Source organism: Enterobacter sp. RHBSTW-00318, assembly GCF_014101375.1.
Classification (GTDB): domain Bacteria; phylum Pseudomonadota; class Gammaproteobacteria; order Enterobacterales; family Enterobacteriaceae; genus Enterobacter; species Enterobacter ludwigii.
Genome location: NZ_JABXQH010000001.1, coordinates 1,594,632 through 1,618,763, shown reverse-complemented (window position 1 = coordinate 1,618,763; position 24,132 = coordinate 1,594,632). Strand labels below are relative to the sequence as shown.

The window sequence follows — 24,132 nt, the reverse complement described above, 5'->3', positions numbered from 1 at the left end:
TGCTGAATCGGGTCAACATTTATTTAACCTTTCTAAATAAAGTTGAAGAGGACGAGCATGATGGTGCATTCATCTGCATGCGACTGTGAGGCCAGTTTGTGCGAGACCCTGCGTGGGTTTTCTGCCCAGCATCCTGACAGCGTGATCTATCAGACATCGCTAATGAGCGCCCTGTTAAGCGGCGTGTACGAGGGGGATACCACTATCGCCGATCTGCTTGCGCACGGCGATTTTGGTCTGGGTACGTTCAACGAGCTGGATGGCGAAATGATTGCCTTCAGCAGCCAGGTGTATCAGCTGCGCGCCGACGGGAGTGCCCGTGCCGCGAAGCCAGAGCAAAAAACACCGTTTGCGGTGATGACCTGGTTCCAGCCGCAGTATCGCAAAACCTTCGATGCGCCGGTCAGTCGTCAGCAGATCCACGACGTGATCGACCAGCAAATCCCCTCCGATAACCTGTTCTGTGCGTTACGCATCGACGGTAATTTCCGCCACGCCCACACCCGTACCGTTCCACGTCAGAAGCCGCCATACCGTGCGATGACCGACGTGCTGGACGACCAGCCGGTGTTCCGCTTTAACCAGCGAGAAGGGGTACTGGTCGGGTTCCGCACACCGCAGCATATGCAGGGCATTAACGTCGCGGGATATCACGAACATTTTATCACCGACGATCGTCAGGGCGGCGGGCATCTGCTCGACTACCAGCTTGAGAGCGGCGTGCTGACCTTCGGTGAAATTCACAAACTGATGATCGACCTGCCTGCCGACAGCGCATTTTTACAGGCCAACCTTCATCCCAGTAACCTTGATGCTGCAATCCGTTCCGTCGAAAACTAACAGGAGAACCACCGTGAACAGTGATAAACAGGCACGTCAGTGGGCGCATGGCGCCGATATGGTCGTAGGCCAGCTGGAAGCGCAGGGCGTGAAGCAGGTTTTCGGTATTCCGGGTGCAAAAATCGACAAAGTGTTTGATTCCTTGCTCGATTCCTCCATCGAAATCATTCCCGTGCGCCACGAAGCGAACGCGGCGTTTATGGCCGCAGCGGTAGGGCGCCTCACCGGCAAGGCCGGGGTCGCGCTGGTCACCTCCGGACCGGGCTGCTCGAACCTGATCACCGGGATTGCCACCGCCAACAGTGAGGGCGACCCGGTGGTCGCGCTGGGCGGTGCCGTGAAGCGGGCAGATAAAGCGAAGCTGGTGCATCAGAGCATGGACACAGTCGCCATGTTCAGCCCGGTGACGAAGTACGCCGTGGAGGTAAGTTCACCGGATGCGATTGCGGAAGTGGTCTCGAACGCGTTTCGCGCTGCCGAGCACGGCAGGCCAGGGGGCGCGTTCGTCAGCCTGCCGCAGGATATTGTCGACCAGCCCGCCACGGGCGCGATTTTGCCGGGCAGCAGTACTGCCAAAATGGGGCCGGCACCGGAGTCCGCCATTAACGATGTGGCGAAGCTTATCGAAAAAGCCAAGAATCCGGTCATTTTACTGGGCCTGATGGCCAGCCAGCCTGCCAACAGCGCCGCGCTGCGTAAGCTGCTGGAGAAAAGTCGCATCCCGGTCACCAGTACCTATCAGGCGGCCGGGGCGGTGAATCAGGAACATTTCACCCGCTTTGCCGGACGTGTCGGCCTCTTTAACAACCAGGCAGGCGACAGATTGCTGCATCTGGCGGATCTGATTATCTGCATCGGTTACAGCCCGGTGGAATACGAACCGTCCATGTGGAACAGCGGCGACGCCACGCTGGTGCATATCGATGTGCTGCCCGCTTATGAAGAACGCAATTATGTGCCTGACCTCGAGCTGGTGGGGGACATCGCTGAAACGCTGAACCTGCTCGCGAGCCGGATCGCCCACAAGCTGGAGCTCAGCGCGCGCGCGTCAGAAATCCTGGTCGATCGTCAGCATCAACGGGATCTGCTCGATCGCCGTGGCGCCTCGCTTAATCAGTTTGCCCTGCATCCGCTGCGCATCGTGCGGGCCATGCAGGACATCGTCAATAACGACGTTACGCTCACCGTTGATATGGGGAGCTTCCACATCTGGATCGCCCGCTATCTCTATAGCTTCCGCGCACGTCAGGTCATGATCTCTAACGGTCAGCAGACCATGGGTGTTGCACTGCCGTGGGCGATTGGTGCGTGGCTGGTCAATCCTGGCCGCAAGGTGGTCTCGGTGTCCGGTGACGGCGGCTTCCTGCAGTCGAGCATGGAGCTGGAAACCGCCGTGCGTCTTAACGCCAATGTGCTGCACATCATCTGGGTAGACAACGCCTACAACATGGTGGCGATCCAGGAAGAGAAAAAATACCAGCGCCTTTCCGGCGTAGAGTTCGGCCCGGTCGATTTCAAAGTCTATGCCGATGCCTTTGGGGCGAAAGGCTTTGCCGTCGAGAGCGCGGATGCGCTGGAGCCTACGCTGCGTGCCGCAATGGATGTCGATGGTCCGGCCGTGGTCGCCATTCCCGTCGACTATAGCGATAACCCGCTGCTGATGGGCCAGCTCCATCTCAGCCAGATTTTGTGAATCAATATAAGGACAGAGAAATGCAAAAAGTTGCTCTCGTAACAGGCTCAGGCCAGGGGATTGGTAAAGCGATTGCGCTTCGCCTGGTGAAAGACGGCTTTGCCGTTGCCATCGCGGATTACAACGAAGAGACGGCAAAAGCCGTTGCCGATGAGATCACCCGCAATGGGGGGAAGGCCGTCGCCGTGAAGGTGGATGTCTCCAGCCGCGAGCAGGTGTTTGCAGCGGTGGAAAAAGCCCGCACTGCGCTGGGCGGTTTCAACGTGATCGTCAACAATGCCGGGGTCGCGCCTTCCACGCCAATTGAGTCGATCACCCCGGAAATTGTCGACAAAGTTTACAACATCAACGTCAAAGGGGTTATCTGGGGTATCCAGGCCGCCATTGACGCCTTCCGTAAAGAAGGGCACGGCGGCAAGATCATCAACGCCTGTTCCCAGGCAGGCCATACCGGGAACCCTGAACTGGCGGTCTACAGTTCCAGTAAGTTTGCGGTACGCGGGTTAACCCAGACGGCGGCACGTGACCTTGCGCCATTAGGGATCACCGTTAACGCTTACTGCCCGGGCATCGTCAAAACGCCGATGTGGGCGGAAATTGACCGTCAGGTCTCCGAAGCGGCGGGTAAACCGCTCGGCTACGGCACTGAAACGTTTGCCAAACGCATTACGCTTGGCAGATTGTCCGAACCCGAAGATGTGGCCGCCTGTGTCTCTTATCTCGCCGGGCCAGATTCCGACTACATGACCGGTCAGTCCCTGTTGATTGACGGTGGTATGGTGTTCAACTAAATACTAATAAGCTCTGACATGAGTTTTCCCCTGCCCCCGTGCAGGGGCTTTTTTTTGTCTCCTCAGCCATTGTGGATTACACTGCGCGCTGCAAAACTTTAGTCTTAGAGATCTGACAGGCGGTAACAGCGATGAACGGTACAATCACAACGTGGTTTAAAGATAAAGGCTTTGGATTTATCAAAGATGAAAACGGTGACAACCGCTATTTTCATGTGATTAAGGTCGCCAACCCTGATCTGATTAAGAAAGACGCAGCGGTGACCTTCGAGCCCACAACCAACAACAAAGGCCTTTCCGCCTATGCGGTGAAGGTGATCCCGGAAAGCAAACACCTCTATATCGCAGGCGAGCGCGTGAAGCTCACCTCGATCAAATCGTTTGTGGTGTTCAGCGAAGAAGAGCCAGCAGATACCGGCATAGATAAAGAGAACGCGGTACTGTCCGTGGGGCTGCTGATGAACAACATCAAACCCAAGTCTGACAAAAAACCGGGTGAAATGCGCACGGTGAAGAAGCTGGCTATCACCACCTTCCAGAATACGACGATGATCTTCACGGAAGATGAGATCGACATCGACGCTACGGTGAAGCTGCTGAAATAATGTTTTGCCGGGTAGGGCGACGTCTTACCCGGCGTACCGCTGTCATCCTGGCGTGCAAACGCCACTTCCCCCGTTTTCCCGAGCAGGCGATACGCCGCGTCTCTTTTCGTCCGCTTTTTAACCTGCTATAACAAAACCCTTATCCTTCCGGGAGTCAACGCCGTGCCCGAGCTTAATCAACATGGTCAAACTGTTAACGATATCGTCCCCGACTGGAAATGCGCCCGTGCGTTAACCCGCACTCCGCTCGTCGGTCAGTATTGTCGTCTGGAGCCGCTGGATGCCGAACGCCACGCGGCGGATTTGTATGAGGCCTATGCGCTGGGGGACGACAGCGACTGGACGTGGCTTGTCAGCACCCAGCCCGTGAGCGTTGAAGACACCGCAGAATGGGTCCTTGGCAAAGTACTGGATGATGAACTGGTGCCGTACGCCGTCATCGATTTACGTACCGGGCAAGCTGTGGGGCTGGTGAGCTATATGGCAATAGAGCGCATGCAAGGGTCGGTGGAGATCGGCCACGTCACCTGGTCACGCAAGATGAAAGGCTCCCGCCTCGGCACGGAAACCGTATGGCTGCTGCTCAGGAATGCATTCGAGCATGGCTATCGTCGGCTGGAGTGGAAGTGCGATTCAATGAACACTGCGTCGCGTAATGCGGCGGAAAGGCTGGGGTTTGTCTGGGAAGGCCGACTGCGTCAGAAACTGGTGCGCAAAGGGCGCAACCGCGACAGCGACATGCTGTCAATCATTGATGGCGAATGGCCACAGCGGGATGCCGAACTCCGCGCCTGGCTGGCTGAAGCGAATTTTGACGGGGAAGGACGGCAGCGTAAAAAGCTGGAGGCGTTTCGTCTGTAAAATATGCCCCTCACCCGTTGGGAGAGGGGCTGCTTAGCAAACTGCGTTACAGGCGAACCGGTGCACCGTTGGCGACATAATATGCCGCGGTACTCTTCGCCAGCGGCTCGCGCCCGCGAATGGCATCGGCAATTTTCTCGCCAATCATGATGGTGGTGGCGTTCAGGTTGCCGGTGATGATCTGCGGCATAATGGACGCATCCACCACGCGTAATCCTTCCAGCCCATGAACGCGACCCTCGCCGTCGACCACGGCCATTTCGTCATACCCCATCTTACAGGTGCCGCACGGGTGGAAGGCGGTTTCAGCGTGTTTACGCACAAACTCGTCCAGCTGTTCGTCGGTCTGGCACTCAATGCCCGGGCTGATTTCCCGTCCACGGTATTTATCCAGCGCCGGCTGGTGCATGATCTCACGGGTGATGCGGATCGCATCGCGAAACTCCTGCCAGTCCTGTTCGTGGGACATATAGTTGAACAGGATCGCCGGATGCTGATGCGGATCGCGTGATTTAATCCGTACATGCCCGCGGCTTGGTGAGCGCATGGAGCCAACGTGGCACTGGAAGCCGTGCTCTTTGACCGCGTTCGACCCGTTGTAGTTAATGGCGACCGGCAGGAAGTGGTATTGAATATTCGGCCATTCAAACTCCTCGCGGCTGCGGATAAACCCGCCCGCTTCAAAGTGGTTGCTCGCTCCCACGCCGGTGCCGCCAAACAGCCACTCCGCGCCAATCTTCGGCTGGTTCCACCACTGCAGGGCAGGGTAGAGAGAGACCGGCTCTTTGCACTCGTACTGCAGGTACATCTCTAAGTGATCCTGCAGGTTTTCACCCACACCCGGGAGGTCATGTACCAGCGGGATGTCAAACTGCTTCAGCAGTTCCGCGTTACCCACGCCGGAGCGCTGCAGGATCTGCGGAGAGGCAATCGCCCCGGCGCACAGCAGCACCTCTTTGCTGGCCGTCGCTTTTGACGGAATCGTGCTCTCGCCTTCCAGCCACTCGACACCTGTCGCGCGTTTGCCGTCAAAAATAATGTGATCGATCATGGCATGGGTGCGAATGGTCAGGTTCGGGCGTGATTTCGCCTGATCCAGATAGCCGCGTGCGGTACTGGCGCGACGGCCCTGCGGCGTCACGGTTCTGTCCATCGGGCCGAAGCCTTCCTGCTGATAGCCGTTAAGGTCGTCAGTACGCGGGTAGCCCGCCTGCACACCGGCTTCTACCATCGCTTCAAACAGCGGGTTTACGCCGGGTTTAGAGGTGGTCACGCTCACCGGGCCGTCGCCGCCGTGGTAGTCGTTTGGCCCCACGTCACGGGTCTCTGCCTTACGGTAGTAGGGCAGGCAGTTGAGATAGCTCCAGTGTTCCAGACCCGGCTCAGTTGCCCAGTTGTCCAGATCCATCGCGTTACCGCGGATGTAGCACATACCGTTGATCAGGGATGAGCCGCCCAGCCCTTTGCCGCGACCGCACTCCATACGGCGGTTGTTCATGTGCGGCTCGGGCTCGGTTTCATACGCCCAGTTGTAACGCTTGCCCTGCAAGGGAAACGCCAGCGCGGCAGGCATCTGGGTGCGGAAGTCAAAACGGTAATCCGGGCCGCCCGCTTCAAGCAGCAGAACGGTGGTATTGGGATCTTCCGTCAGTCGTGTTGCCAGTACGTTGCCGGCAGATCCGGCACCAATAATGATGTAGTCAAATTGCAAAAAAAACCTCCCGGTTAAAATATGGACTGGAATTTACCCATCTCAACCTGGATGGACTTCACCTGGGTATAACTCTGGAGCGTCATTACGCCGTTCTCGCGGCCAATGCCGGAGTGTTTGTAGCCACCAACCGGCATCTCTGCCGCGGATTCACCCCAGGTGTTGATCCAGCAGATACCCGCTTCAAGCTGGTGGATCGCGCTGTGCGCGCGGTTCAGGTCGGCAGTCACGATGCCCGCCGCCAGACCGTAATCGGTGTCGTTGGCGCGACGAATCACCTCTTCGTCGGTTTCGTACGTGAGGATGGACATCACCGGCCCGAAGATCTCTTCGCGCACGATGGTCATCTCATCGGTGCAGTCGGTGAACACGGTGGGAGCCACCCACGCGCCGTTGTCAAAGCCTTCGCCTTTCAGCACGTCGCCACCACACAGTACACGCGCGCCTTCTTCTTTGCCTTTGGCGATATAGCGCAGCACGTTTTCGCGGTGCGGGAAGCTCACCAGTGGACCAAAGTTGGTGCGTTCATCGAACAGATCGCCCGCGCGAATACGTGCCACGCGCTCAACAATTTTCTGCTCAAACGCGGCTTTGAATTTCGCCGGCACGAACACGCGGGTGCCGTTGGTGCATACCTGGCCGGAACTGAAGAAGTTGGCCATCATGGCGATGTCCGCCGCGAGATCCAGGTCGGCATCGTCGAAAATAACCAGCGGGGATTTTCCGCCCAGCTCCATCGTCACCTCTTTCAGGGACGAGGCCGCCGAATTGGCCATCACTTTTTTGCCGCTGGCAACGCCGCCGGTGAAGGAGACTTTGGCGATGCCCGGGTGCTCGGTCAGGAACTGACCGGTTTCTGCGCCCACGCCCGGCAGAACGTTAAACACGCCGTCCGGCAGACCCGCTTCGGTGGAGATCTCGGCAAGCTTCAGGGCGGTGAGGGGTGTCACTTCGCTCGGTTTGAAGATCATCGCGTTACCTGCGGCCAGCGCTGGCGCGGATTTCCACAGGGCGATCTGGATCGGGTAGTTCCACGCGCCAATGCCCGCGACCACGCCCAGCGGTTCACGACGGGTATAGACAAATGAGGTATCGCGCAAGGGGATCTGGCTGCCTTCCAGCGCCGGGATCAGCCCTGCGTAGTACTCCAGCACGTCCGCGCCGGTGACGATATCAACGGTGCTGGTTTCTGAGTACGCTTTGCCGGTGTCGAGGGTTTCCAGCTTCGCCAGCTCGTCGTTACGCTCACGAAGAATGTCTACCGCACGGCGCAGAATGCGCGAGCGCTCCATGGCGGTCATTGCCCCCCAGATTTTTTGCCCGCGCTGCGCGCTTTCTACGGCGCGCTCGACATCCTCGCGTCCGGCGGCCTGAACGGTCGCCAGGACTTCACCGTTGGCCGGGTTGATGGTCTCGAAGGTGCGACCGCTGGTGGCCGATGTATAACCACCATTGATATAAAGCTGCTGTTCTGCCATTCGGGACATAAATTCTCCTCGGTTAATCGGTCGGTAAATGCTGGCTAATAAAGTGGCTGGTGAGCGACTGGGCCAGGGTTTTATCCAGCGGTTTGCCACTCAACGCGGCGCGCAGCCACAGCCCGTCAATCAGCGCCGCGAGCCCGTAACCCGCCTCCTGCGCCTGTTCGCGCGGCAGCTCGCGGCGGAACTCATACACCAGGTTCGACAGCAGACGGCGGCTGCTCACCTGCTGCAGACGGTAGAGCATTGGCTGATGCATGCTGCTCGCCCAGAAGGCCAGCCAGGCTTTCATTGCCGCGCCGCTGATCTGGGTTTCATCAAAATTGCCGCCGACAATCGCCTGCAGACGCTGCTCTGCACTGCCGTGCGGTAAGGCATGCAAACGGTTCAATACCGCGTCGCGCAGCTGGCCAGTGATGTCGCGCATGGTCGCTTCCAGCAGGCCATTTTTGTCCTTGAAATAGTGACTGATGATCCCCGTGGAAACGCCCGCCCGACGGGCGATCTGCGCGATGGTCGCGTCATGCATTCCCACTTCATTTATTGCTTCCAGCGTGGCGTCGATCAGTTGCCTGCGCCGGATTGGCTGCATCCCCACTTTGGGCATTTTTGCCACTCCATTCATCAGCGTTGGTTAACCATTAAAGCGGTTTTTGATTGGACGTTCAATATAAAATGTGTCTTAATTGTTGCGGTTTTGGATTTCAATAGTTACAAAAACAGTGGGGATACTGGATGACAGATCTTTCGCAAGACAGAGAAAAGGACAAAATCAATCCGGTTGTTTTTTATACATCCGCAGGACTGATTTTGTTGTTTTCCCTGATGACGATCTTCTTTAGCGATTTTTCTGCCGAGTGGATTGGGCGCACCCTGAACTGGGTGTCGAAGACCTTCGGCTGGTACTACTTGCTGGCGGCGACGCTCTATATCGTCTTCGTCGTCTGCATCGCCTGCTCGCGCTTTGGCTCGGTAAAGCTCGGGCCGGAACAGTCAAAACCCGAGTTCAGCCTGCTGAGCTGGGCCGCGATGCTGTTTGCCGCGGGCATTGGTATTGACCTGATGTTCTTCTCCGTGGCGGAACCGGTCACGCAATATATGCAGCCACCGGAAGGGGCGGGGCAGACGATGGAGGCCGCGCGACAGGCGATGGTCTGGACATTGTTCCACTACGGCTTAACCGGCTGGTCGATGTATGCCCTGATGGGTATGGCGCTCGGATACTTTAGCTATCGTTATAATTTACCCCTCACGATCCGCTCCGCGCTCTATCCGATTTTCGGTAAAAAAATTAACGGACCGATTGGACACACCGTGGATATTGCGGCGGTGATTGGCACCATCTTTGGGATCGCCACCACGCTCGGTATCGGCGTGGTGCAGCTCAACTACGGTCTGAGCGTGCTGTTTGATATCCCGGATTCCATGGCGGCCAAAGCGGCGCTGATCGCGCTGTCGGTGATTATCGCCACCATTTCGGTTACCTCCGGCGTGGACAAGGGCATTCGCGTGCTTTCTGAGCTGAACGTCGCGCTGGCGCTGGGGTTGATTCTGTTCGTGCTGTTTATGGGCGATACGTCATTCCTGCTCAATGCGTTAGTGCTGAACGTGGGTGATTACGTGAACCGCTTTATGGGTATGACGTTGAACAGCTTCGCCTTTGACCGCCCGGTCGAGTGGATGAACAACTGGACGCTGTTCTTCTGGGCGTGGTGGGTCGCGTGGTCGCCGTTTGTTGGCCTGTTCCTGGCGCGTATTTCGCGTGGACGCACCATTCGTCAGTTTGTGATGGGCACGCTGATTATCCCGTTCACCTTTACGCTGCTGTGGCTGTCGGTGTTCGGCAACAGCGCGCTGCACGAGATCATTCACGGCAATGCGACGTTTGCGCAGGAAGCGATGGTGCATCCGGAGCGGGGGTTCTACAGCCTGCTGGCGCAGTATCCGGCGTTTACCTTTAGCGCCTCTGTTGCAACCATTACCGGCCTGCTGTTTTACGTCACCTCGGCGGATTCCGGCGCGCTGGTGCTGGGGAACTTTACCTCGAAGCTCAAGGACATTAACAGCGATGCCCCTAACTGGCTGCGCATCTTCTGGTCTGTCGCCATTGGCCTGCTGACCCTGGGCATGCTGATGACCAACGGTATTTCTGCCCTGCAGAACACCACGGTGATCATGGGGCTGCCGTTCAGTTTCGTGATCTTCTTCGTGATGGCCGGGCTGTATAAATCTCTCAAGGTGGAAGATTACCGCCGCGTCAGCGCCAGCCGTGACACCGCGCCACGCCCGATGGGTGCGCAGGACAGACTGAGCTGGAAAAAGCGGTTGTCACGCCTGATGAACTATCCGGGCACGCGCTACACCAAACAGATGATGAAAACGGTCTGCTTCCCGGCGATGGAAGAGGTGGCGCAGGAGCTGAAGCTGCGTGGTGCGTATGTTGAACTGAAAAACTTGCCGCCGGACGACGGTGAGACTCTGGGACACCTGGACCTGCTGGTGCATATGGGCGACGAACAAAACTTTGTCTACCAGATTTGGCCACAGCAGTATTCGGTGCCCGGGTTTACCTATCGCGCACGCAGTGGGAAATCAACGTATTACCGCCTTGAGACGTTCCTGCTGGAAGGGAGCCAGGGGAATGACCTGATGGATTACAGTAAGGAACAGGTGATTACGGACATACTGGATCAGTATGAGCGGCACCTGAACTTTATTCACCTCCATCGCGAGGCGCCGGGGAATAGCGTGATGTTCCCGGATGTTTGAGCACTGAACTGAAGTAAAACCGCGGGGCCAGTTCTGGCCCCGTTCTACGACTGCTTATCCTTTACGACTCAGTAGCACTGCTATTTGCCCATTCTTTTTTTATATTTATCTGCCTTATCTGTTTTTATCAGTCATTCCTCAGGCACAAATGCATTAATTCAAAAAGCGATTTACGATCATACTGCTGGTTTTTATAAGGAGATAAAAATGACGATCCCAGCTTACGTGTGGCTTAAAGGCGATGGCGGTGTTGATATTAACGGTTCTCCTGCGGAGCAATAACGGTGACCCGATGAGGACTTTCACCGGTTTTTTCCTTTTTTGCGTACAAATAGTATTTTGGTTTTTTGTTTGCGGCCTGGTATGGGCAGCCTTTTTTCCTCTGGACAACGTTCAACGTCTGGCAAACGTGTTTAGTATTTACGGCATAGAGGGTGTGCATGATTTTGCTTCGATTCTTGTTCTGTCCGTCTCGTCCATCGGTGCCACTGGGATAACAGTCATTTGCATGAGGCTTTTGTTCAGTAAGACGTAACACCCTGCCTTATCTGCGCTGTACCCGCGGCAAGGATTGAAAAGACTGCAGTCTGGCGTATTGTTCAACGCCGTGATGATGACTTGTGCGAAGCGGCGGGAAAAGGCGGAAGCAGTGTGATCTGCGTGTTGCCGTCACGCAGCCAAAACAGCGTGAAGGCATCATCTTGCGAAAACCCCGCCAGCGGGCGGGTCAGCGCCAGCGTCAGGGTATTCTCGTCGAGCGCCGTGACGCGGGCACAATCAAAGCCCATCATCGCGTTAACCTGTGAAAACAGCGCCTTAAAGAGGCTCTCTTTGGCGCTAAACGTCAGCGTCAGCGCCTGCGCAAATGGCAGGCCGGTGTGGCGCAGCAGCGTGTCCTCTGCGGGGCCAATAATCCCGTCTTTGATCTCCACCGCTTCGTCATCAGCGAGGATAATTTCCCCGTCGATACCCGTTAGCCCGTGCGGCGTTACAACGGCCAGCGCACGACTGGCCGTATGGCTGATGCTGCCCGTCATGCCGTCAGGCCACAGCGGCTCGCCGTTGCTGCCGATAGCCGGTATGGCCGTAAAGCCATATTCCCGCAGGGCGTGGGCGGCGGCGAGGCGTCCGGCCAGGTGTTCAGCTTTACGTTTGGGGGCTGCGTGAGCAAGCGCGTTGTGGTGAGGAAGCCAGAGGAGGTCGGCGTCGGTAAAGGTGGTGGGATCGAAGGTAATTTGATGGACCGTGGTTCCGGCAAGACGAAATGTGGAGTGGGTGGTGCGCATGTTTTCTCGTCCTGACGTTGAGGAATAGTGCGGCCTGATGCCTTCACCCCGATCCTCTCCTGCCGGGAGAGGGAGACATTCAGCCCCTCTCCCGGCAGGAGAGGGGAGACACAGCCTGCCTTAGAAGTGCGTGTTCACGCTCATAAACCAGGTTCGGCCCGGCTCATTATAGGTGTATGCACCCGCGCCGTACATATAGGCACCGGTTGTGGCGTTGCCGGTGGTCTGGGCATTACCCGCGCGCCACTGGCGTTTATCAAAGACGTTATCCACGCCGCCGGTCAGGCTGACGTTTTTGGTCACGTCCCAGGTCGCACTCAGGCCAACGATGCTGTACGGGCTGACTTCGTCTTTCTCAGATCCGGTCACCGGCTGGCCTTTGTAGTTGTACTTCTTCGGCTGCTGCTTGCCGTACCAGGTGAAGGTCGACTGCAGCGACACATCCTGATGTACCTGCCAGCTCAGGGTTGAGTTCAGCGTGTACTCCGGGATGATCGACAGACGGTCGCCGGTCTCCTTGTTCTTGCTTTGCAGCATATAGGTGATGTTGTTGGTCCAGTTGATCGTGTCGCTGACCGGCACGTTCAGGGAGCCTTCCAGACCTTCAACTACCGCTTTAGGCACGTTTTCCCACTGGTAAATATCGGTGGTCACTTTACTGGTGGAGGTCTGGCCGACTGGCGCATACCCCGCTTCAATCTTGTTGCGGTAGTCATTACGGAACCAGGTCACGCCCGCCAGCCAGCCGTCGTGTTTCCACTCCAGACCAATCTCTTTGTTAATGCTGGTTTCGGCTTTCAGGTCGTCGTTACCCATCATGTAGCAACCCACGCCGTCGGAGCTGGCGTAGCAGCCCTGGCCTTTGCTGTACAACAGATAGTTCGGGTTGGTCTGGTACAGGCTCGGCGCTTTATAGGCGCGGGCGATACCCATCTTCAGCGTAAAGTCGTCACCCAGGCCTTGCGACAGGTTCAGGGACGGGCTCCAGTTGTTACCGACGATCGTATGGTGATCGAAGCGCAGCGCCGGGGTCAGCATGGTGCTGTCCGTCAGCTCCATGTTGTTTTCGGCGAACAGGGAGAAGATCTCCGCCGAGGTATACGGGCTACGATCGTTGCTGAGCCCCGGAATGGTCCCGCCCTGCTGGGTTTGCGAGAAGGAGGTTGAGTCCTTCATGCGCTGCTGGTTCCACTCGGTGCCCAGCGTCAGGTTCTGGTTGACGAGGAAATCAATCGGCAGGTTGATTTCGCTGTGCAGCATCACATCAGCCAGGTCGGTGTCGGTGAATTTATTGCTGTTGAACAATCCTTCTGTACCGCCCGCCAGACCTTCGCCGAGACGCGAATTGCGGGTGTGTTCGTACTGCGCCCAGTTGCTGGTGGTGATGCCATTATCCCAGCCGCCGTTCCAGGTCACCGCAAAGTTCTGGCGATAGATACGGTTAGTCTCTTTACCGTAGTTTTTCTTCACCAGACCGCTGGAGCTGTTGTCGTTGTTGGTGTTCTGGGTATCACCCGCGTAGAGGTTGTTCTGGCGGCTGTAGCCCGCTTCAAACTCCAGGGACTGCATGGGCGCGAAGTCCCAGCGTACCACGCCGTTAATGTCTTTGTTCTCGACCCCTTCACGGCCTGCAGGCAGGGTGTCGGCATAGGTACCAGTACGATCGGACTGGTGACCCTGGTTGATGTCCCACGCATCGGCCTGAGTTTTGTCGAGGTTACCAAACATGCGAAAGCTGAAGTCGCCGCCCAGCGGGCCGCTCAGGCTGAAGTTGGTGCGCTTAGTGGAACCCTCATCCTTATGTTCTGGAGCATTCAGATAGGTGTTCCAGGAGCCATGCCACTGGTTGTCGAATTTTTTGGTGATGATGTTCACCACGCCGCCTGCCGCACCGTTACCGTAGCGAGCTGCGGCCGGGCCACGAATGACCTCAATGCGTTCAATCATCTCTGGCGGTACCCAGCCGGTGTCACCGCGGGTATCTCGCTCGCCGCGCCAGCCCAGACGGATGGAGTTGCGGCTGGTGACCGGCTTGCCGTCGATCAGGATCAGGGTGTTTTCCGGACCCATACCACGAATATCAATCTGACGGTTATTGCCGCGCTGTCCGCTGGTGGAGTTCCCGGTCAGGTTAACGCCAGGCATGGTGCGGATGATTTCGGCCACGTCACGTGCGGGCGGGTTTTTACGGATTTCATCGGCGGTGATGGTCGATACCCCTGGTGCCTGCAGGTTCTGCTCTGCGGCGGTGATCACCATGGTGTCTTCGTGCTGCGCGTTGGCGGTGTTGTCGTCTGCCAGCGCTGGCATCGCAACGCCGTAAATCCCTAAGTTGACCAGCAAGGCCAGGGAGTGAATCTTCTTATTCATTGTACGTCCTGCTTTTCGCGCCGCATCCCCGGGCTCCATTCCCGAAAGGGAGAGGAGGCGGCATGGTGTCACCCGCAGTTTGCGTAAGCAGCCCCGTCCTCGAGCGCACACAACGCGTGGCATGGTTGTTTTATGAGCGCGCTTCCCACAGCGCGGCCACTACGCTATTGCAAATGCAAATAGTTATCAATAATATTATCAATAAAATTTGTCCTGAAACAAAAAAGACTGATAAACATGAGGTTATACGGGTGACGGGGTTAAAAACGGGAAGTGAAGCCTGGTGGCAGTCGAAAAACGGACCCGAATGGACCCGCGAGAAGGGGCACTATCGCGTCACTTTCTGGTGGCGTGATCCGGCAGGAACGCAAAAGACCTCGCCGCTAAAACGCGTCTGGCTCTACATCACCGGCGTGACCGATCACCATCAAAATGCCCGTCCGCAATCCCTTGAGCGCATTCCTAATACTGACGTCTGGCAGTGGCAGGGCGAGTTCACCCCGCAATGGCGCGGCAGCTACTGTTTTATCCCCTCAGTGAACGACGATGATTTTGCCGCCGCGGTCTTCCACGGCGAGCAACCCGATCGTTTGGCGCTGCGTGAAGGCTGGCGAAAGTTGCTCCCCGCGGCGATGGCCGATCCGTTAAATCCGCAAAGCTGGCGTGGCGGACGCGGGCATCCCGTCTCGGCGCTCGAAATGCCCGAGGCCCCGGTTCAGCCCGGCTGGAACACGCCCGCAACGCCCGGCAACGCGCCCGTCTGCTTTGAATGGGAAAGCGTGCGTCTGAATAACCGCCGCCGGGTGTGGGTTTTCACCACCGGTGAAGACAGCCCGGAGCGGCCGCTTGCCGTACTGCTCGACGGCCAGTTCTGGGCCGAAAGCATGCCCGTGTGGTCTCCGCTAACCGCGCTGACAAACGCGGGCAAACTGCCGCCTGCCGTCTACGTCTTAATCGATGTGATCGACATGGCGCATCGCAATCACGAGTTACCCTGCAACCCGGATTTCTGGCGGGCGGTGCAGGAGGAACTTCTCCCGCGGGTGAACAGCCGCACTCCGTTCAGCGACCGCGCCGACCGAACGGTAGTCGCGGGTCAAAGCTTTGGCGGCCTCTCTTCACTTTATGCCGGGCTTAACTGGCCCGAGCGCTTTGGCTGCGTATTAAGCCAGTCCGGCTCCTACTGGTGGCCGCACCGTGGCGGTCAGCAGGACGGGTTGCTCATCGAACAACTTAAAGCGGGCGACCTCACCGCGCGCGGGCTGCGTATCGTTCTTGAGGCCGGGCGCAATGAGCCGCTCATCTTCCGCGCGAATCAGGCGATTTACGCCGAACTGCACCCGCAGCAACCGGTTATCTGGCGTCAGGTTGACGGCGGACACGACGCGCTTTGCTGGCGCGGTGGGCTGACGCAGGGGCTGATGACCCTCTGGCAGCCGCTTATTCACTAACGGAGTCTGTATGGAATTCAGCAACCCTTTCGATAATCCGCAGGGTCAGTTTGCTATTTTGCGTAACGACCAGGGACAGTACAGTCTGTGGCCGCAGCAGTGCCAGCTGCCGGCGGGCTGGCGCGTGGTCTGTGAAGCGCAGTCTCAGGAAGCCTGTCAGCAGTGGCTCGCCGACCACTGGCAAACCCTGCAACCGTCGTATTTTGCGGGAGAGAAAGCATGAACCGTCTTCCCCTTGTCGCCGCCCAGCCGGGTATCTGGATGGCGGAGCAGCTTTCCTCCCTGCCAAACGCCTGGAGCGTGGCACACTACACCGAGCTGAAGGGCAATATTGACGCACCGCTGCTGGCAAAAGCCATTGTTGAAGGGATGAGGCAGGCCGACACCCTGCGCATGCGTTTTGTGCAAGAGAATGGTGAGGTGTGGCAGTGGGTGGATGACGCTATGTCACTGCCTGAACCGTCCGTGGTTCGCGCCGAATCCCATGACGCGGCGATGGCCCTGATGGCGGCGGATTTAAACCAGAACCTGCGCGTGGACAGCGGTCAGCCGCTGGCGTTCCATCAGCTGATTCAGGTAGGCGAAGGGCACTGGTACTGGTATCAGCGATATCATCATCTGGTGGTGGATGGCTTCAGTTTTCCGGCGATTACCCGCCAGATCGCCGCCATTTATCGCGCATGGCAAAACGGCGAGCCCACGCCCGCGTCGCCGTTTACCCCTTTCGCCGAGGTGGTGGAGGAATACCAGCGCTATCGCGATAGCGAAGCGTATCAGCGCGACGGGGCGTTCTGGGCGGAGCAGCGTAAGCAGCTTCCTTCCCCGGTCTCGCTGTCGTCGGCACCGCTGCCGGGCCGTGCGGCGACCACCGATATTCTGCGTCTGAAGGTGACGGCTGACCGCCGCGCCTTTACCCGGCTTGCTCAGGCGGCGGGGCCGGTTCAGCGTACCGATCTGGCGCTTGCGCTGGTGGCGCTGTGGATCGGGCGTCTGACCGGACGGCTGGACTACGCCGCCGGGTTTATCTTTATGCGCCGAATGGGGTCGGCGGCCTTAACGGCAACCGGTCCGGTGCTGAACGTGCTGCCGCTGGCGGTGAACATCGCCCCGCACGAAAGCCTGCCTGCGCTGGCGCATCGTCTGGCACACCAGCTGAAAAAAATGCGTTGCCATCAGCGTTATGACGCCGAGCAGATCGTGCGTGACAGCGGACGTGCCGCGGGCGATGACGCGCTGTTTGGCCCGGTACTGAACGTCAAGGTGTTTGATTATCAGCTGGATATGGATGGCGTGGACGCCATCACCCATACGCTGGCCACTGGCCCGGTCAATGACCTTGAACTGGCGCTGTTCCCGGACGAGCAGGGCGGCCTGAGTATTGAAATCCTTGCCAATAAGCAGCGCTACGATGAAGCGACGCTAACGCGCCACGTTGCACGCCTGAACGCCATGCTGATGCAGTTTGCTGCCAACCCGGATTTGCGCTGCGGCGAAGCAGAAACCGTTTCAGAGCAGGAATACCAGCAGCTGGCGCGTATCAATGATACCGGGCTGGCGCTACCGTCAACCACGCTGGCTCAGCTGGTGGCAGACCAGGTGGATAAAACGCCGGATGCCCCCGCGCTTGCTGATGCGCACATCGAACTGAATTACCGCCAGATGCGCGAGCAGGTGGTGGCTCTTGCGACATTACTGCGGGAACGCGGCGTTAAGCCTGGCGACAGCGTGGCGGTAGCCCTGCCGCGCTCGGTGTTTCTTACCCTGGCGCTGCACGGCATCGTGGAGGCGGGCGCCGCGTGGTTGCCGCTGGATACCGGTTACCCGGACGATCGTCTGCGCATGATGCTGGAGGACGCGAAACCGTCCCTGCTGATCGCCTCTGACGATCAGCTTTCGCGCTTTCGCGATCTGCCGGTCCCTGTATTTAGTTACAACACACTATTACCTCCTGCGGGCAGTGAACTGCTGCGGCTGGCAAAGCCGGCGCACACGGCGTACATCATCTTTACCTCAGGCTCAACGGGGCGGCCAAAAGGCGTGATGGTAGGGCATACCGCCATCGTTAACCGCCTGATGTGGATGCAGGATCACTATCCGCTGGACGCGCATGACGTGGTGGCGCAAAAGACGCCGTGCAGTTTTGACGTCTCGGTCTGGGAGTTCTGGTGGCCCTTTATCGCCGGCGCGAAGCTGGTGATGGCCGAGCCGGACGCGCACCGCGATCCGCAGGCGATGCAGAACTTCTTCGCGCATTATGGCGTGACCACGACACACTTTGTGCCGTCGATGCTGGCGGCGTTCGTTGCCTCGCTGACGCCGGAAAATGCCGACTGCTGTCAGACACTGAAGCAGGTGTTCTGCAGCGGGGAAGCGCTGCCGACAGAACTGTGTCGGGAGTGGGAGCACCTTACTCATGTCCCGTTGCATAACCTTTATGGTCCAACGGAAGCGGCGGTGGACGTGAGCTGGTATCCGGCGTCGGGTCCGGAACTGGCGGCGGTGGCGGGCAACAGCGTGCCGATTGGCTTCCCGGTGTGGAATACGGGGCTGCGCATTCTGGATGCGATGATGCGTCCGGTGCCGTTCGGCGTGGCCGGTGACCTCTATCTTACCGGGACCCAGCTTGCGCAGGGGTATCTCGGTCGTCCGGACCTGACCGCCAGCCGCTTCATTGCCGATCCCTTTGCACCTGGCGAGCGGATGTACCGCACCGGTGACGTGGCGCGCTGGCTGGATAACGGCGCGGTGGAATATCTGGGCCGCAGTGACGATCAGCTGAAAATTCGTGGTCAGCGTATCGAACTTGGCGAAATCGATCGTGCGATGCTTTCGCTGCCTGACGTGGCGCAGGCCGTAGCGCACGCGTGCGTCTTTAATCAGGCGGCGGCAACCGGGGGCGATGCCCGACAGCTGGTAGGGTATGTCGTCTCCGGGTCCGGCTTGCCGCTGGACCGCGATGCGCTGCTGCACTCGCTTAAAGCTCAATTGCCGCCCCATATGGTGCCGGTGGTGCTGCTGCAAATCAGCGCGCTGCCGCTCTCTGCCAACGGAAAGCTTGACCGCAAGGCGCTTCCGTTGCCGGAATTGACCCGCAAGACGTCCGGGCGGGCGCCAGAAACAGACGCTGAAGTGGCCGTCGCGCAGGCATTTTCTGCCCTGCTCGGTTGTGAGGTGAACGACATCGATGCCGATTTCTTCGCCCTCGGCGGTCATTCCCTGCTGGCGATGCGCCTGGCCGCGCAGCTCAGCCGTACGTTTGCCCGCAGGGTCACTCCGGGGCAGATTATGGTGGCCTCAACGGTCAGCATGCTCAGCGCGTTGCTGGATTCATCGATGAATGACGAACAGGCACAGCGTCTGGGCTACGAGACCCTTCTGCCGCTGCGTGAAAGCAACGGTCCGACGCTGTTCTGCTTCCATCCGGCATCCGGCTTTGCCTGGCAGTTTAGCGTGCTGGCGCGCTATCTCAGCCCGCGCTGGTCAATCACCGGCATTCAGTCGCCGCGTCCGGAAGGGCCGATGCAGCAGTGCGCTACGCTGGACGAGGTGATCGAACATCATCTGCAGACGCTGCGCGGGCAACAGCCGCAGGGGCCGTATTATCTGTTCGGCTACTCGCTTGGCGGCACGCTGGCGCAGGGCATTGCGGCCCGTCTGCGCGAGCAGGGGGACGCGGTGGCGTTTCTCGGCTTGCTGGATACCTGGCCGCCGGAAACCCAGAACTGGGCAGAGAAAGAGGCCAATGATCTCGATCCGGACGTACTGGCAGAAATCGAACGCGAGCGTCAGGCGTTTATCGCCGCGCAGCAGGGGCAAGGCTCTGGCGAGCTCTTTAACGCCATCGAAGGGAATTACGCCGATGCCGTCCGCCTGCTGACAACGGCGCACAGTTCACGGTTCGACGGTAAAGCGACGTTGTTTGTTGCCGGGCGCACGCAAACGCTGGATCCGCAGCAGGCCTGGGCGCCGTGGGTGGGGGAACTGGAGGTTTACAGCCAGGATTGCGCTCACGTGGATATCATTTCACCGCAGGCGTTTGAGACAATAGGACCGGTGCTGAAGGCGATATTGGGGTAGCGGTTTCCCCTCACTCTCACCCTCTCTTCCAGGAGAGGGTGAGGGCATCAGACTGCATGCTTGCCCAACGGCACCACCAGCGGCGTACCGGCCACGGGATCGTCGATAATCATGCAGCGCATGCCGTAGATCTGCGCGATCAGATCCGGCGTCACAATCTCTTTTGGCGCACCCTGCGCCACAATTTCGCCGTCGCGCAACGCAATCAAATGTGTGGCATAGCGGCATGCCTGATTTAAATCGTGCAGTACGGCCGCCAGCGTATAGCCCTGCGTGCGGTTCAGCTCGCTCAACAACTCCAGCAGATCGATCTGATGGCTGATATCCAGCCATGTGGTTGGCTCGTCCAGTAGCATGATGGCGGTTTCCTGCGCCAGCACCATCGCAATCCACGCCCGCTGGCGCTGTCCGCCGGAGAGCGTATCCACGCTTTGCCGAGCCAGATCGGTAATGCCCGTCGCCTGCATCGCCCGCTTCACCGCCTCATCATCCTCTTTACGCCAGCGAGTAAACAGCGGCTGATGCGGATAGCGCCCACGCGAGACCAGTTCCTGCACCGTGATATCTCCGGGTGTGGTGGCGTTTTGCGCCAGCAGGCCGATACGGCGCGCCACCTCTTTGCTGGCAAAGCGCTGGATCTGCTCGCCGTCGAGATACACGCAGCCCTCAACCGGTGTCATCAGGCGGCTGAGGGTGCGCAGCAGGGTCGATTTACCGCAACCGTTCGGGCCGATAATCGCCGTAAAATGGCCGTCCGGGATAGAGACCGTCAGGTCACGGGCAATGATTTTTTTGCCATAGCCGAGGGTTAAGTGTTCGCCGCGCAAGCGGGTTGTGCTGTTTGTCATTTCTTGCGTGACTCCTGAACTAACAAGACGATGAGGTAAATCCCGCCGAGGCTGACGGTCACGACGCCTACCGGAAGTTGATAAGGCATAAATAACCGCTGGGCGCAGAGGTCGGCGGCCAGCAGTAACGCTGCGCCACACAGCGCCGCCTGGGTTAATCCCCAGCGCGCCGTGCCGCTGATGCGCCGGGCAATGTGCGGTGCAACCAGCGCGATAAACGAGATCGGCCCGGCGATAGCGGTGGCGGCAGCGGTCAGTAACACTGCCACCAGCATCAGCATCAGGCGCGAGCGCTCAACGCCCACGCCCAGCGCGCAGGCGCTGTCATCACCCATCTCCAGCAGGCGCATCCGGCGTACCAGCAACACCGCGCCAAGAAACATCACCAGGATCAGCGGGGCAGCGGGCCAGGTTTTGCCCCACGTCAGGCCATTGAGTGAACCGGCATACCACAGACCGGCAGAGAGCGCGGTGTCGAGCGAAGCCTGCAGCAATAGCCAGGTGTTGAAAGCCATTAACATGGCGCGAATGCCGATACCGATAATGATCAGGCGGAAGGTGTCGATACCGTTGCGCCAGGCCAGCGCCCAGATAATGAGCGCGGTGACTATCCCGCCGGTCATCGCGGTGAACGTGATGGCCGTCAGGTGCTGACCAAACAGCACCATCGCCACCAGCACGCCGCTCCAGGCGCCGGTGTTCAGCCCCATTACGTCCGGGCTGCCAAGCGGGTTGCGCATCAACGACTGAAAAATGGCACCGCTGACGCCGAGCGCCGCGCCCACCAGAATCGCCATCGCCACGCGCGGCAGTCGCCACTCGGTGACCACCAGGGTGACATTGCGCGGCGCACTGCCAAGCAGCGCGTTAAAAACCTGCGCGAAATCGAGCGTGACCGCGCCGCTGCGCAGGCTCCAGACCGCCAGCATCAGAATGACGACGGCCAGCAACGACACGCTGGTGACTAAACGTCGGGACGGGGCCATCATGCGCCACCTCCGCGTTTACGTCGCACGAGGAAGATCAGCACCGGTGCACCGATAAACGCGCTTACCACCGAGACGCGCAGTTCACCAGGCACCAGCAGGCGACCCACAACATCCGCGAACAGCAGCAGGGCAGGGGTAGCAAGCAGCGTGACCGGCAGCGACCAGCGGTGATCGGCACCCACCAGCCAGCGTGCCATGTGGGGCATCATCAGGCCGATAAAAGCAATGGGGCCGACAACTGCAGTTGCGCTGCCGCACAGTACGGTGATCGCGATAAGACCCGTTAGCTGCGTGCGCGCCACGCGGTTGCCGAGCGCGGTTGCGGTGTCGCTCCCGAGGCTCAGGCTGTTGAGCGCACGGCTTAAACACAGCGCGACGGCGGCGGCGATGAAGACCGGGATCACCACCACTTTTAAGGTTTCCAGGGTGCGGATATCCAGCGAACCGGCCTGCCAGAAGCGCAGCTGGTCGTAAACATCCGGGTTAAGCAGGGCGATGCCGTTGGATAACCCTTCCAGCACGGCGGCGAGCGCCACGCCCGCCAGCGTCAGGCGTACCGGACTCAGCTGTCCGCCACCCTGGCTACCGGTAAACGCCACCACCAGCGACGCCGCCAGCGCGCCGCAGAAGGCCATCACCAGTTGTTCAGACGGAGAGGTAAAACCGAAGAGCGCCGCGCCAAGCACAATCGCAAAGCTGGCACCGCTGTTTACCCCAAGAATGCCGGGGTCGGCCAGCGGGTTACGGGTGAGCGTTTGCATTAAGGCACCGGCAAGACCCAGCGCACCCCCGGCCAGCAGTCCGGCAAGGGTACGGGGAAGGCGGGCATCGAGCACGATGGTGCAGTCGGCGCTCTGACAGCTGCCAGTGAGCGCATCGACAATAACGGACGCGGGCAGCGGCTTCGCGCCGACCAGCAAACTGAGTGCAATCGCAAGGATTAACAGTAGCAATAACACGGGCACGGCAATGGCGCGCACCGCGGAAGAGGAAATCGACATAGCAACATCCATGATTTGATAATGATAGTGATTATCGTTATCTATCTTATTTGGCTATGTTAGCATGTGCGCCAATGGAATTGGTAGAAATACACTCAAGGCCTTGTCATGAATCAAAAATCCTGGCTGCTCAACCTCAGCCTGCTGAAGACGCACCCCGCATACCGCGCTGTCTTTATCGCCCGTTTTATCTCCATCCTCTCCCTCGGCCTGCTTGGCGTTGCCGTGCCGGTGCAGATCCAGTCCATGACCCACTCCAGCTGGCTGGTGGGGCTTTCGGTCACCTTAACCGGTGGGGCGATGTTTATCGGCCTGATGGTGGGCGGCGTGCTGGCGGACCGGTATGAGCGTAAAAAACTGATCCTGCTGGCACGCGGCACGTGCGGCGTAGGCTTTATCGGGCTGTGTCTGAACGCCATGCTGCCGGAGCCGTCACTGATTGCCATTTACGCCCTCGGTCTGTGGGACGGTTTTTTTGCGTCACTCGGCGTCACGGCGCTGCTGGCAGCCACGCCCGCGCTGGTCGGGCGCGAAAACCTGATGCAGGCGGGGGCAATCACCATGCTGACCGTGCGCCTCGGGTCGGTAATTTCACCGATGGTCGGTGGCCTGCTGCTGGCGACCGGCAACGTGGCGTGGAACTATGGGCTGGCGGCGGCGGGCACCTTTATCACTACGCTCACGCTCCTGCGTTTGCCGCGTCTGCCGCCTCCGCCACAGCCGCGCGAACATCCGCTGACATCACTAATGGCCGCGATCCGTTTTCTGTTCAGTAATCCGTTGATAGGTGGCATTGCGCTGCTCGGCGGTTTGCTGACGATGGCCAGTGCCGTACGCGTGCTTTACCCGGCGCTGGCGGGCGTGTGGCAGATGAGCGCGTCGGAAATCGGCGTGCTGTACGCGGCTATTCCGCTCGGCGCGGCATGCGGCGCGTTGACCAGCGGTAACCTGGCGCAGAGTGCGCGTCCCGGGCTGATCATGCTGCTGGCTACCCTGGCGTCGTTTATTGCGATTGGTTTCTTCAGTCTGATGCCGGTATGGGCGCTGGGCGTAATGTGTCTGGTGATTTTTGGCTGGCTAAGCGCCATCAGTTCATTGTTGCAGTACACCCTGATTCAGACCCAGACGCCGGAAGGGATGCTGGGGCGTATCAACGGTCTGTGGACCGCACAGAACGTGACGGGCGATGCCATTGGCGCGGCTATCCTCGGCGGGCTGGGGGCGATAATGACCCCGGTGGCTTCAGCGAGCAGCAGCGGCTTTGTCCTGGCTATGCTGGGAGGGATATTGCTGGTGGTCCTGGTTGAGCTGCGTCGGTTCAGGCAGGAGATTGTGTTGAACGACAGTGCGGCCTGATGC

Annotated in this window: 18 protein-coding genes; 10 read left to right on the top strand and 8 right to left on the bottom strand. The window is 59.0% G+C overall.

Annotated features, from left to right (window positions below):
* Window positions 1–60 precede the first annotated feature (60 nt).
* The 5 genes from budA to HV157_RS08100 all read left to right on the top strand — a co-directional run bounded on the left by budA (window position 61) and on the right by HV157_RS08100 (window position 4,790).
* On the top strand, window positions 61–840 hold the full coding sequence (gene budA / locus HV157_RS08120) for an acetolactate decarboxylase (RefSeq protein WP_025204708.1): 780 nt from the start codon (window positions 61–63) through the stop codon (window positions 838–840).
* Between the two features lie 13 nt (window positions 841–853).
* Window positions 854–2,533: an acetolactate synthase AlsS gene (gene alsS / locus HV157_RS08115; RefSeq protein WP_020885041.1), complete on the top strand. Its 1,680-nt coding sequence runs from the start codon at window positions 854–856 to the stop codon at window positions 2,531–2,533.
* 20 nt (window positions 2,534–2,553) lie between these two features.
* The gene (locus tag HV157_RS08110; protein ID WP_032677650.1) at window positions 2,554–3,324 is read left to right on the top strand and encodes a (S)-acetoin forming diacetyl reductase; all 771 of its coding nucleotides are present in this window, start codon (window positions 2,554–2,556) and stop codon (window positions 3,322–3,324) included.
* Between the two features lie 131 nt (window positions 3,325–3,455).
* Window positions 3,456–3,929, top strand: a complete 474-nt coding sequence (locus HV157_RS08105; protein ID WP_014169053.1) for a cold shock domain-containing protein — start codon at window positions 3,456–3,458, stop codon at window positions 3,927–3,929.
* 162 nt (window positions 3,930–4,091) lie between these two features.
* Window positions 4,092–4,790 (top strand): GNAT family protein, encoded by a 699-nt coding sequence (locus HV157_RS08100; RefSeq protein ID WP_014169054.1) that lies wholly within the window; start codon window positions 4,092–4,094, stop codon window positions 4,788–4,790.
* A gap of 46 nt (window positions 4,791–4,836) precedes the next feature.
* Here HV157_RS08100 and betA read toward each other — a convergent pair whose 3' ends face one another.
* From betA to betI, 3 genes are read right to left on the bottom strand one after another with little or no spacing between them, the layout of a single operon-like run.
* Window positions 4,837–6,501 carry a choline dehydrogenase gene (gene betA / locus HV157_RS08095; protein ID WP_182268321.1) on the bottom strand — a complete coding sequence of 555 codons (1,665 nt, stop codon included), beginning with the start codon at window positions 6,499–6,501 and terminating at the stop codon, window positions 4,837–4,839.
* Window positions 6,502–6,515: 14 nt separating this feature from the next.
* Complete coding sequence (betB, locus tag HV157_RS08090; protein ID WP_182378455.1) at window positions 6,516–7,988, bottom strand: betaine-aldehyde dehydrogenase; 1,473 nt, start codon at window positions 7,986–7,988, stop codon at window positions 6,516–6,518.
* A gap of 13 nt (window positions 7,989–8,001) precedes the next feature.
* Entirely contained in the window at window positions 8,002–8,589 is a 588-nt protein-coding gene (gene betI / locus HV157_RS08085; RefSeq protein WP_020885037.1) for a transcriptional regulator BetI, read from the bottom strand.
* A 128-nt stretch (window positions 8,590–8,717) separates the two neighbouring features.
* On the opposite strand from betI, the gene betT reads away from it, so the two are divergent.
* On the top strand, window positions 8,718–10,751 hold the full coding sequence (betT, locus tag HV157_RS08080; protein ID WP_182268322.1) for a choline BCCT transporter BetT: 2,034 nt from the start codon (window positions 8,718–8,720) through the stop codon (window positions 10,749–10,751).
* A 599-nt stretch (window positions 10,752–11,350) separates the two neighbouring features.
* On the opposite strand, the gene entD is transcribed toward betT, so the two are convergent.
* Both entD and HV157_RS08070 read right to left on the bottom strand, forming a co-directional pair.
* The gene (entD, locus tag HV157_RS08075) at window positions 11,351–12,037 is read right to left on the bottom strand and encodes an enterobactin synthase subunit EntD (RefSeq protein WP_040016891.1); all 687 of its coding nucleotides are present in this window, start codon (window positions 12,035–12,037) and stop codon (window positions 11,351–11,353) included.
* Between the two features lie 120 nt (window positions 12,038–12,157).
* Window positions 12,158–14,407, bottom strand: coding sequence for a TonB-dependent siderophore receptor (locus tag HV157_RS08070; RefSeq protein WP_020885035.1), 2,250 nt, complete (start codon window positions 14,405–14,407; stop codon window positions 12,158–12,160).
* Between the two features lie 251 nt (window positions 14,408–14,658).
* Here HV157_RS08070 and fes point away from each other — a divergent pair, with 251 nt between their 5' ends.
* From fes to entF, 3 genes are read left to right on the top strand one after another with little or no spacing between them, the layout of a single operon-like run.
* Window positions 14,659–15,858, top strand: a complete 1,200-nt coding sequence (gene fes, locus HV157_RS08065; protein ID WP_182268323.1) for an enterochelin esterase — start codon at window positions 14,659–14,661, stop codon at window positions 15,856–15,858.
* 10 nt (window positions 15,859–15,868) lie between these two features.
* Complete coding sequence (locus HV157_RS08060) at window positions 15,869–16,081, top strand: MbtH family NRPS accessory protein (protein ID WP_014169063.1); 213 nt, start codon at window positions 15,869–15,871, stop codon at window positions 16,079–16,081.
* Window positions 16,078–19,935 (top strand): enterobactin non-ribosomal peptide synthetase EntF, encoded by a 3,858-nt coding sequence (gene entF / locus HV157_RS08055; RefSeq protein WP_182268324.1) that lies wholly within the window; start codon window positions 16,078–16,080, stop codon window positions 19,933–19,935. The genes HV157_RS08060 and entF overlap by 4 nt, the downstream gene beginning before the upstream one ends.
* A gap of 47 nt (window positions 19,936–19,982) precedes the next feature.
* On the opposite strand, the gene fepC is transcribed toward entF, so the two are convergent.
* The 3 genes from fepC to fepD are packed head-to-tail and all read right to left on the bottom strand — an operon-like array spanning window position 19,983 to window position 22,773.
* A complete protein-coding gene (gene fepC / locus HV157_RS08050) occupies window positions 19,983–20,783 on the bottom strand; it encodes an iron-enterobactin ABC transporter ATP-binding protein (RefSeq protein WP_182268325.1) in 801 nt (266 codons plus the stop codon).
* Window positions 20,780–21,769 (bottom strand): iron-enterobactin ABC transporter permease, encoded by a 990-nt coding sequence (gene fepG, locus HV157_RS08045; RefSeq protein ID WP_073971006.1) that lies wholly within the window; start codon window positions 21,767–21,769, stop codon window positions 20,780–20,782. The genes fepC and fepG overlap by 4 nt, the downstream gene beginning before the upstream one ends.
* A complete protein-coding gene (fepD, locus tag HV157_RS08040) occupies window positions 21,769–22,773 on the bottom strand; it encodes a Fe(3+)-siderophore ABC transporter permease (protein ID WP_182268326.1) in 1,005 nt (334 codons plus the stop codon). The genes fepG and fepD overlap by 1 nt, the downstream gene beginning before the upstream one ends.
* A gap of 108 nt (window positions 22,774–22,881) precedes the next feature.
* Between fepD and entS the strand changes: the two genes are divergently transcribed.
* Window positions 22,882–24,129 (top strand): enterobactin transporter EntS, encoded by a 1,248-nt coding sequence (gene entS, locus HV157_RS08035; RefSeq protein ID WP_182268327.1) that lies wholly within the window; start codon window positions 22,882–22,884, stop codon window positions 24,127–24,129.
* Window positions 24,130–24,132: the final 3 nt, after the last annotated feature.

Bases quoted from the DNA above. Each gene is read 5' to 3' on its own strand.
- budA (WP_025204708.1), top strand. From the start codon at position 61: ATGGTGCATTCATCTGCATGCGACTGTGAGGCCAGTTTGTGCGAGACC.
- HV157_RS08110 (WP_032677650.1), top strand. From the start codon at position 2,554: ATGCAAAAAGTTGCTCTCGTAACAGGCTCAGGCCAGGGGATTGGTAAA.
- HV157_RS08105 (WP_014169053.1), top strand. From the start codon at position 3,456: ATGAACGGTACAATCACAACGTGGTTTAAAGATAAAGGCTTTGGATTT.
- betB (WP_182378455.1), bottom strand. From the start codon at position 7,988: ATGTCCCGAATGGCAGAACAGCAGCTTTATATCAATGGTGGTTATACA.
- betI (WP_020885037.1), bottom strand. From the start codon at position 8,589: ATGCCCAAAGTGGGGATGCAGCCAATCCGGCGCAGGCAACTGATCGAC.
- betT (WP_182268322.1), top strand. From the start codon at position 8,718: ATGACAGATCTTTCGCAAGACAGAGAAAAGGACAAAATCAATCCGGTT.
- entD (WP_040016891.1), bottom strand. From the start codon at position 12,037: ATGCGCACCACCCACTCCACATTTCGTCTTGCCGGAACCACGGTCCAT.
- HV157_RS08070 (WP_020885035.1), bottom strand. From the start codon at position 14,407: ATGAATAAGAAGATTCACTCCCTGGCCTTGCTGGTCAACTTAGGGATT.
- HV157_RS08060 (WP_014169063.1), top strand. From the start codon at position 15,869: ATGGAATTCAGCAACCCTTTCGATAATCCGCAGGGTCAGTTTGCTATT.
- entF (WP_182268324.1), top strand. From the start codon at position 16,078: ATGAACCGTCTTCCCCTTGTCGCCGCCCAGCCGGGTATCTGGATGGCG.
- fepC (WP_182268325.1), bottom strand. From the start codon at position 20,783: ATGACAAACAGCACAACCCGCTTGCGCGGCGAACACTTAACCCTCGGC.
- fepG (WP_073971006.1), bottom strand. From the start codon at position 21,769: ATGGCCCCGTCCCGACGTTTAGTCACCAGCGTGTCGTTGCTGGCCGTC.
- fepD (WP_182268326.1), bottom strand. From the start codon at position 22,773: ATGTCGATTTCCTCTTCCGCGGTGCGCGCCATTGCCGTGCCCGTGTTA.
- entS (WP_182268327.1), top strand. From the start codon at position 22,882: ATGAATCAAAAATCCTGGCTGCTCAACCTCAGCCTGCTGAAGACGCAC.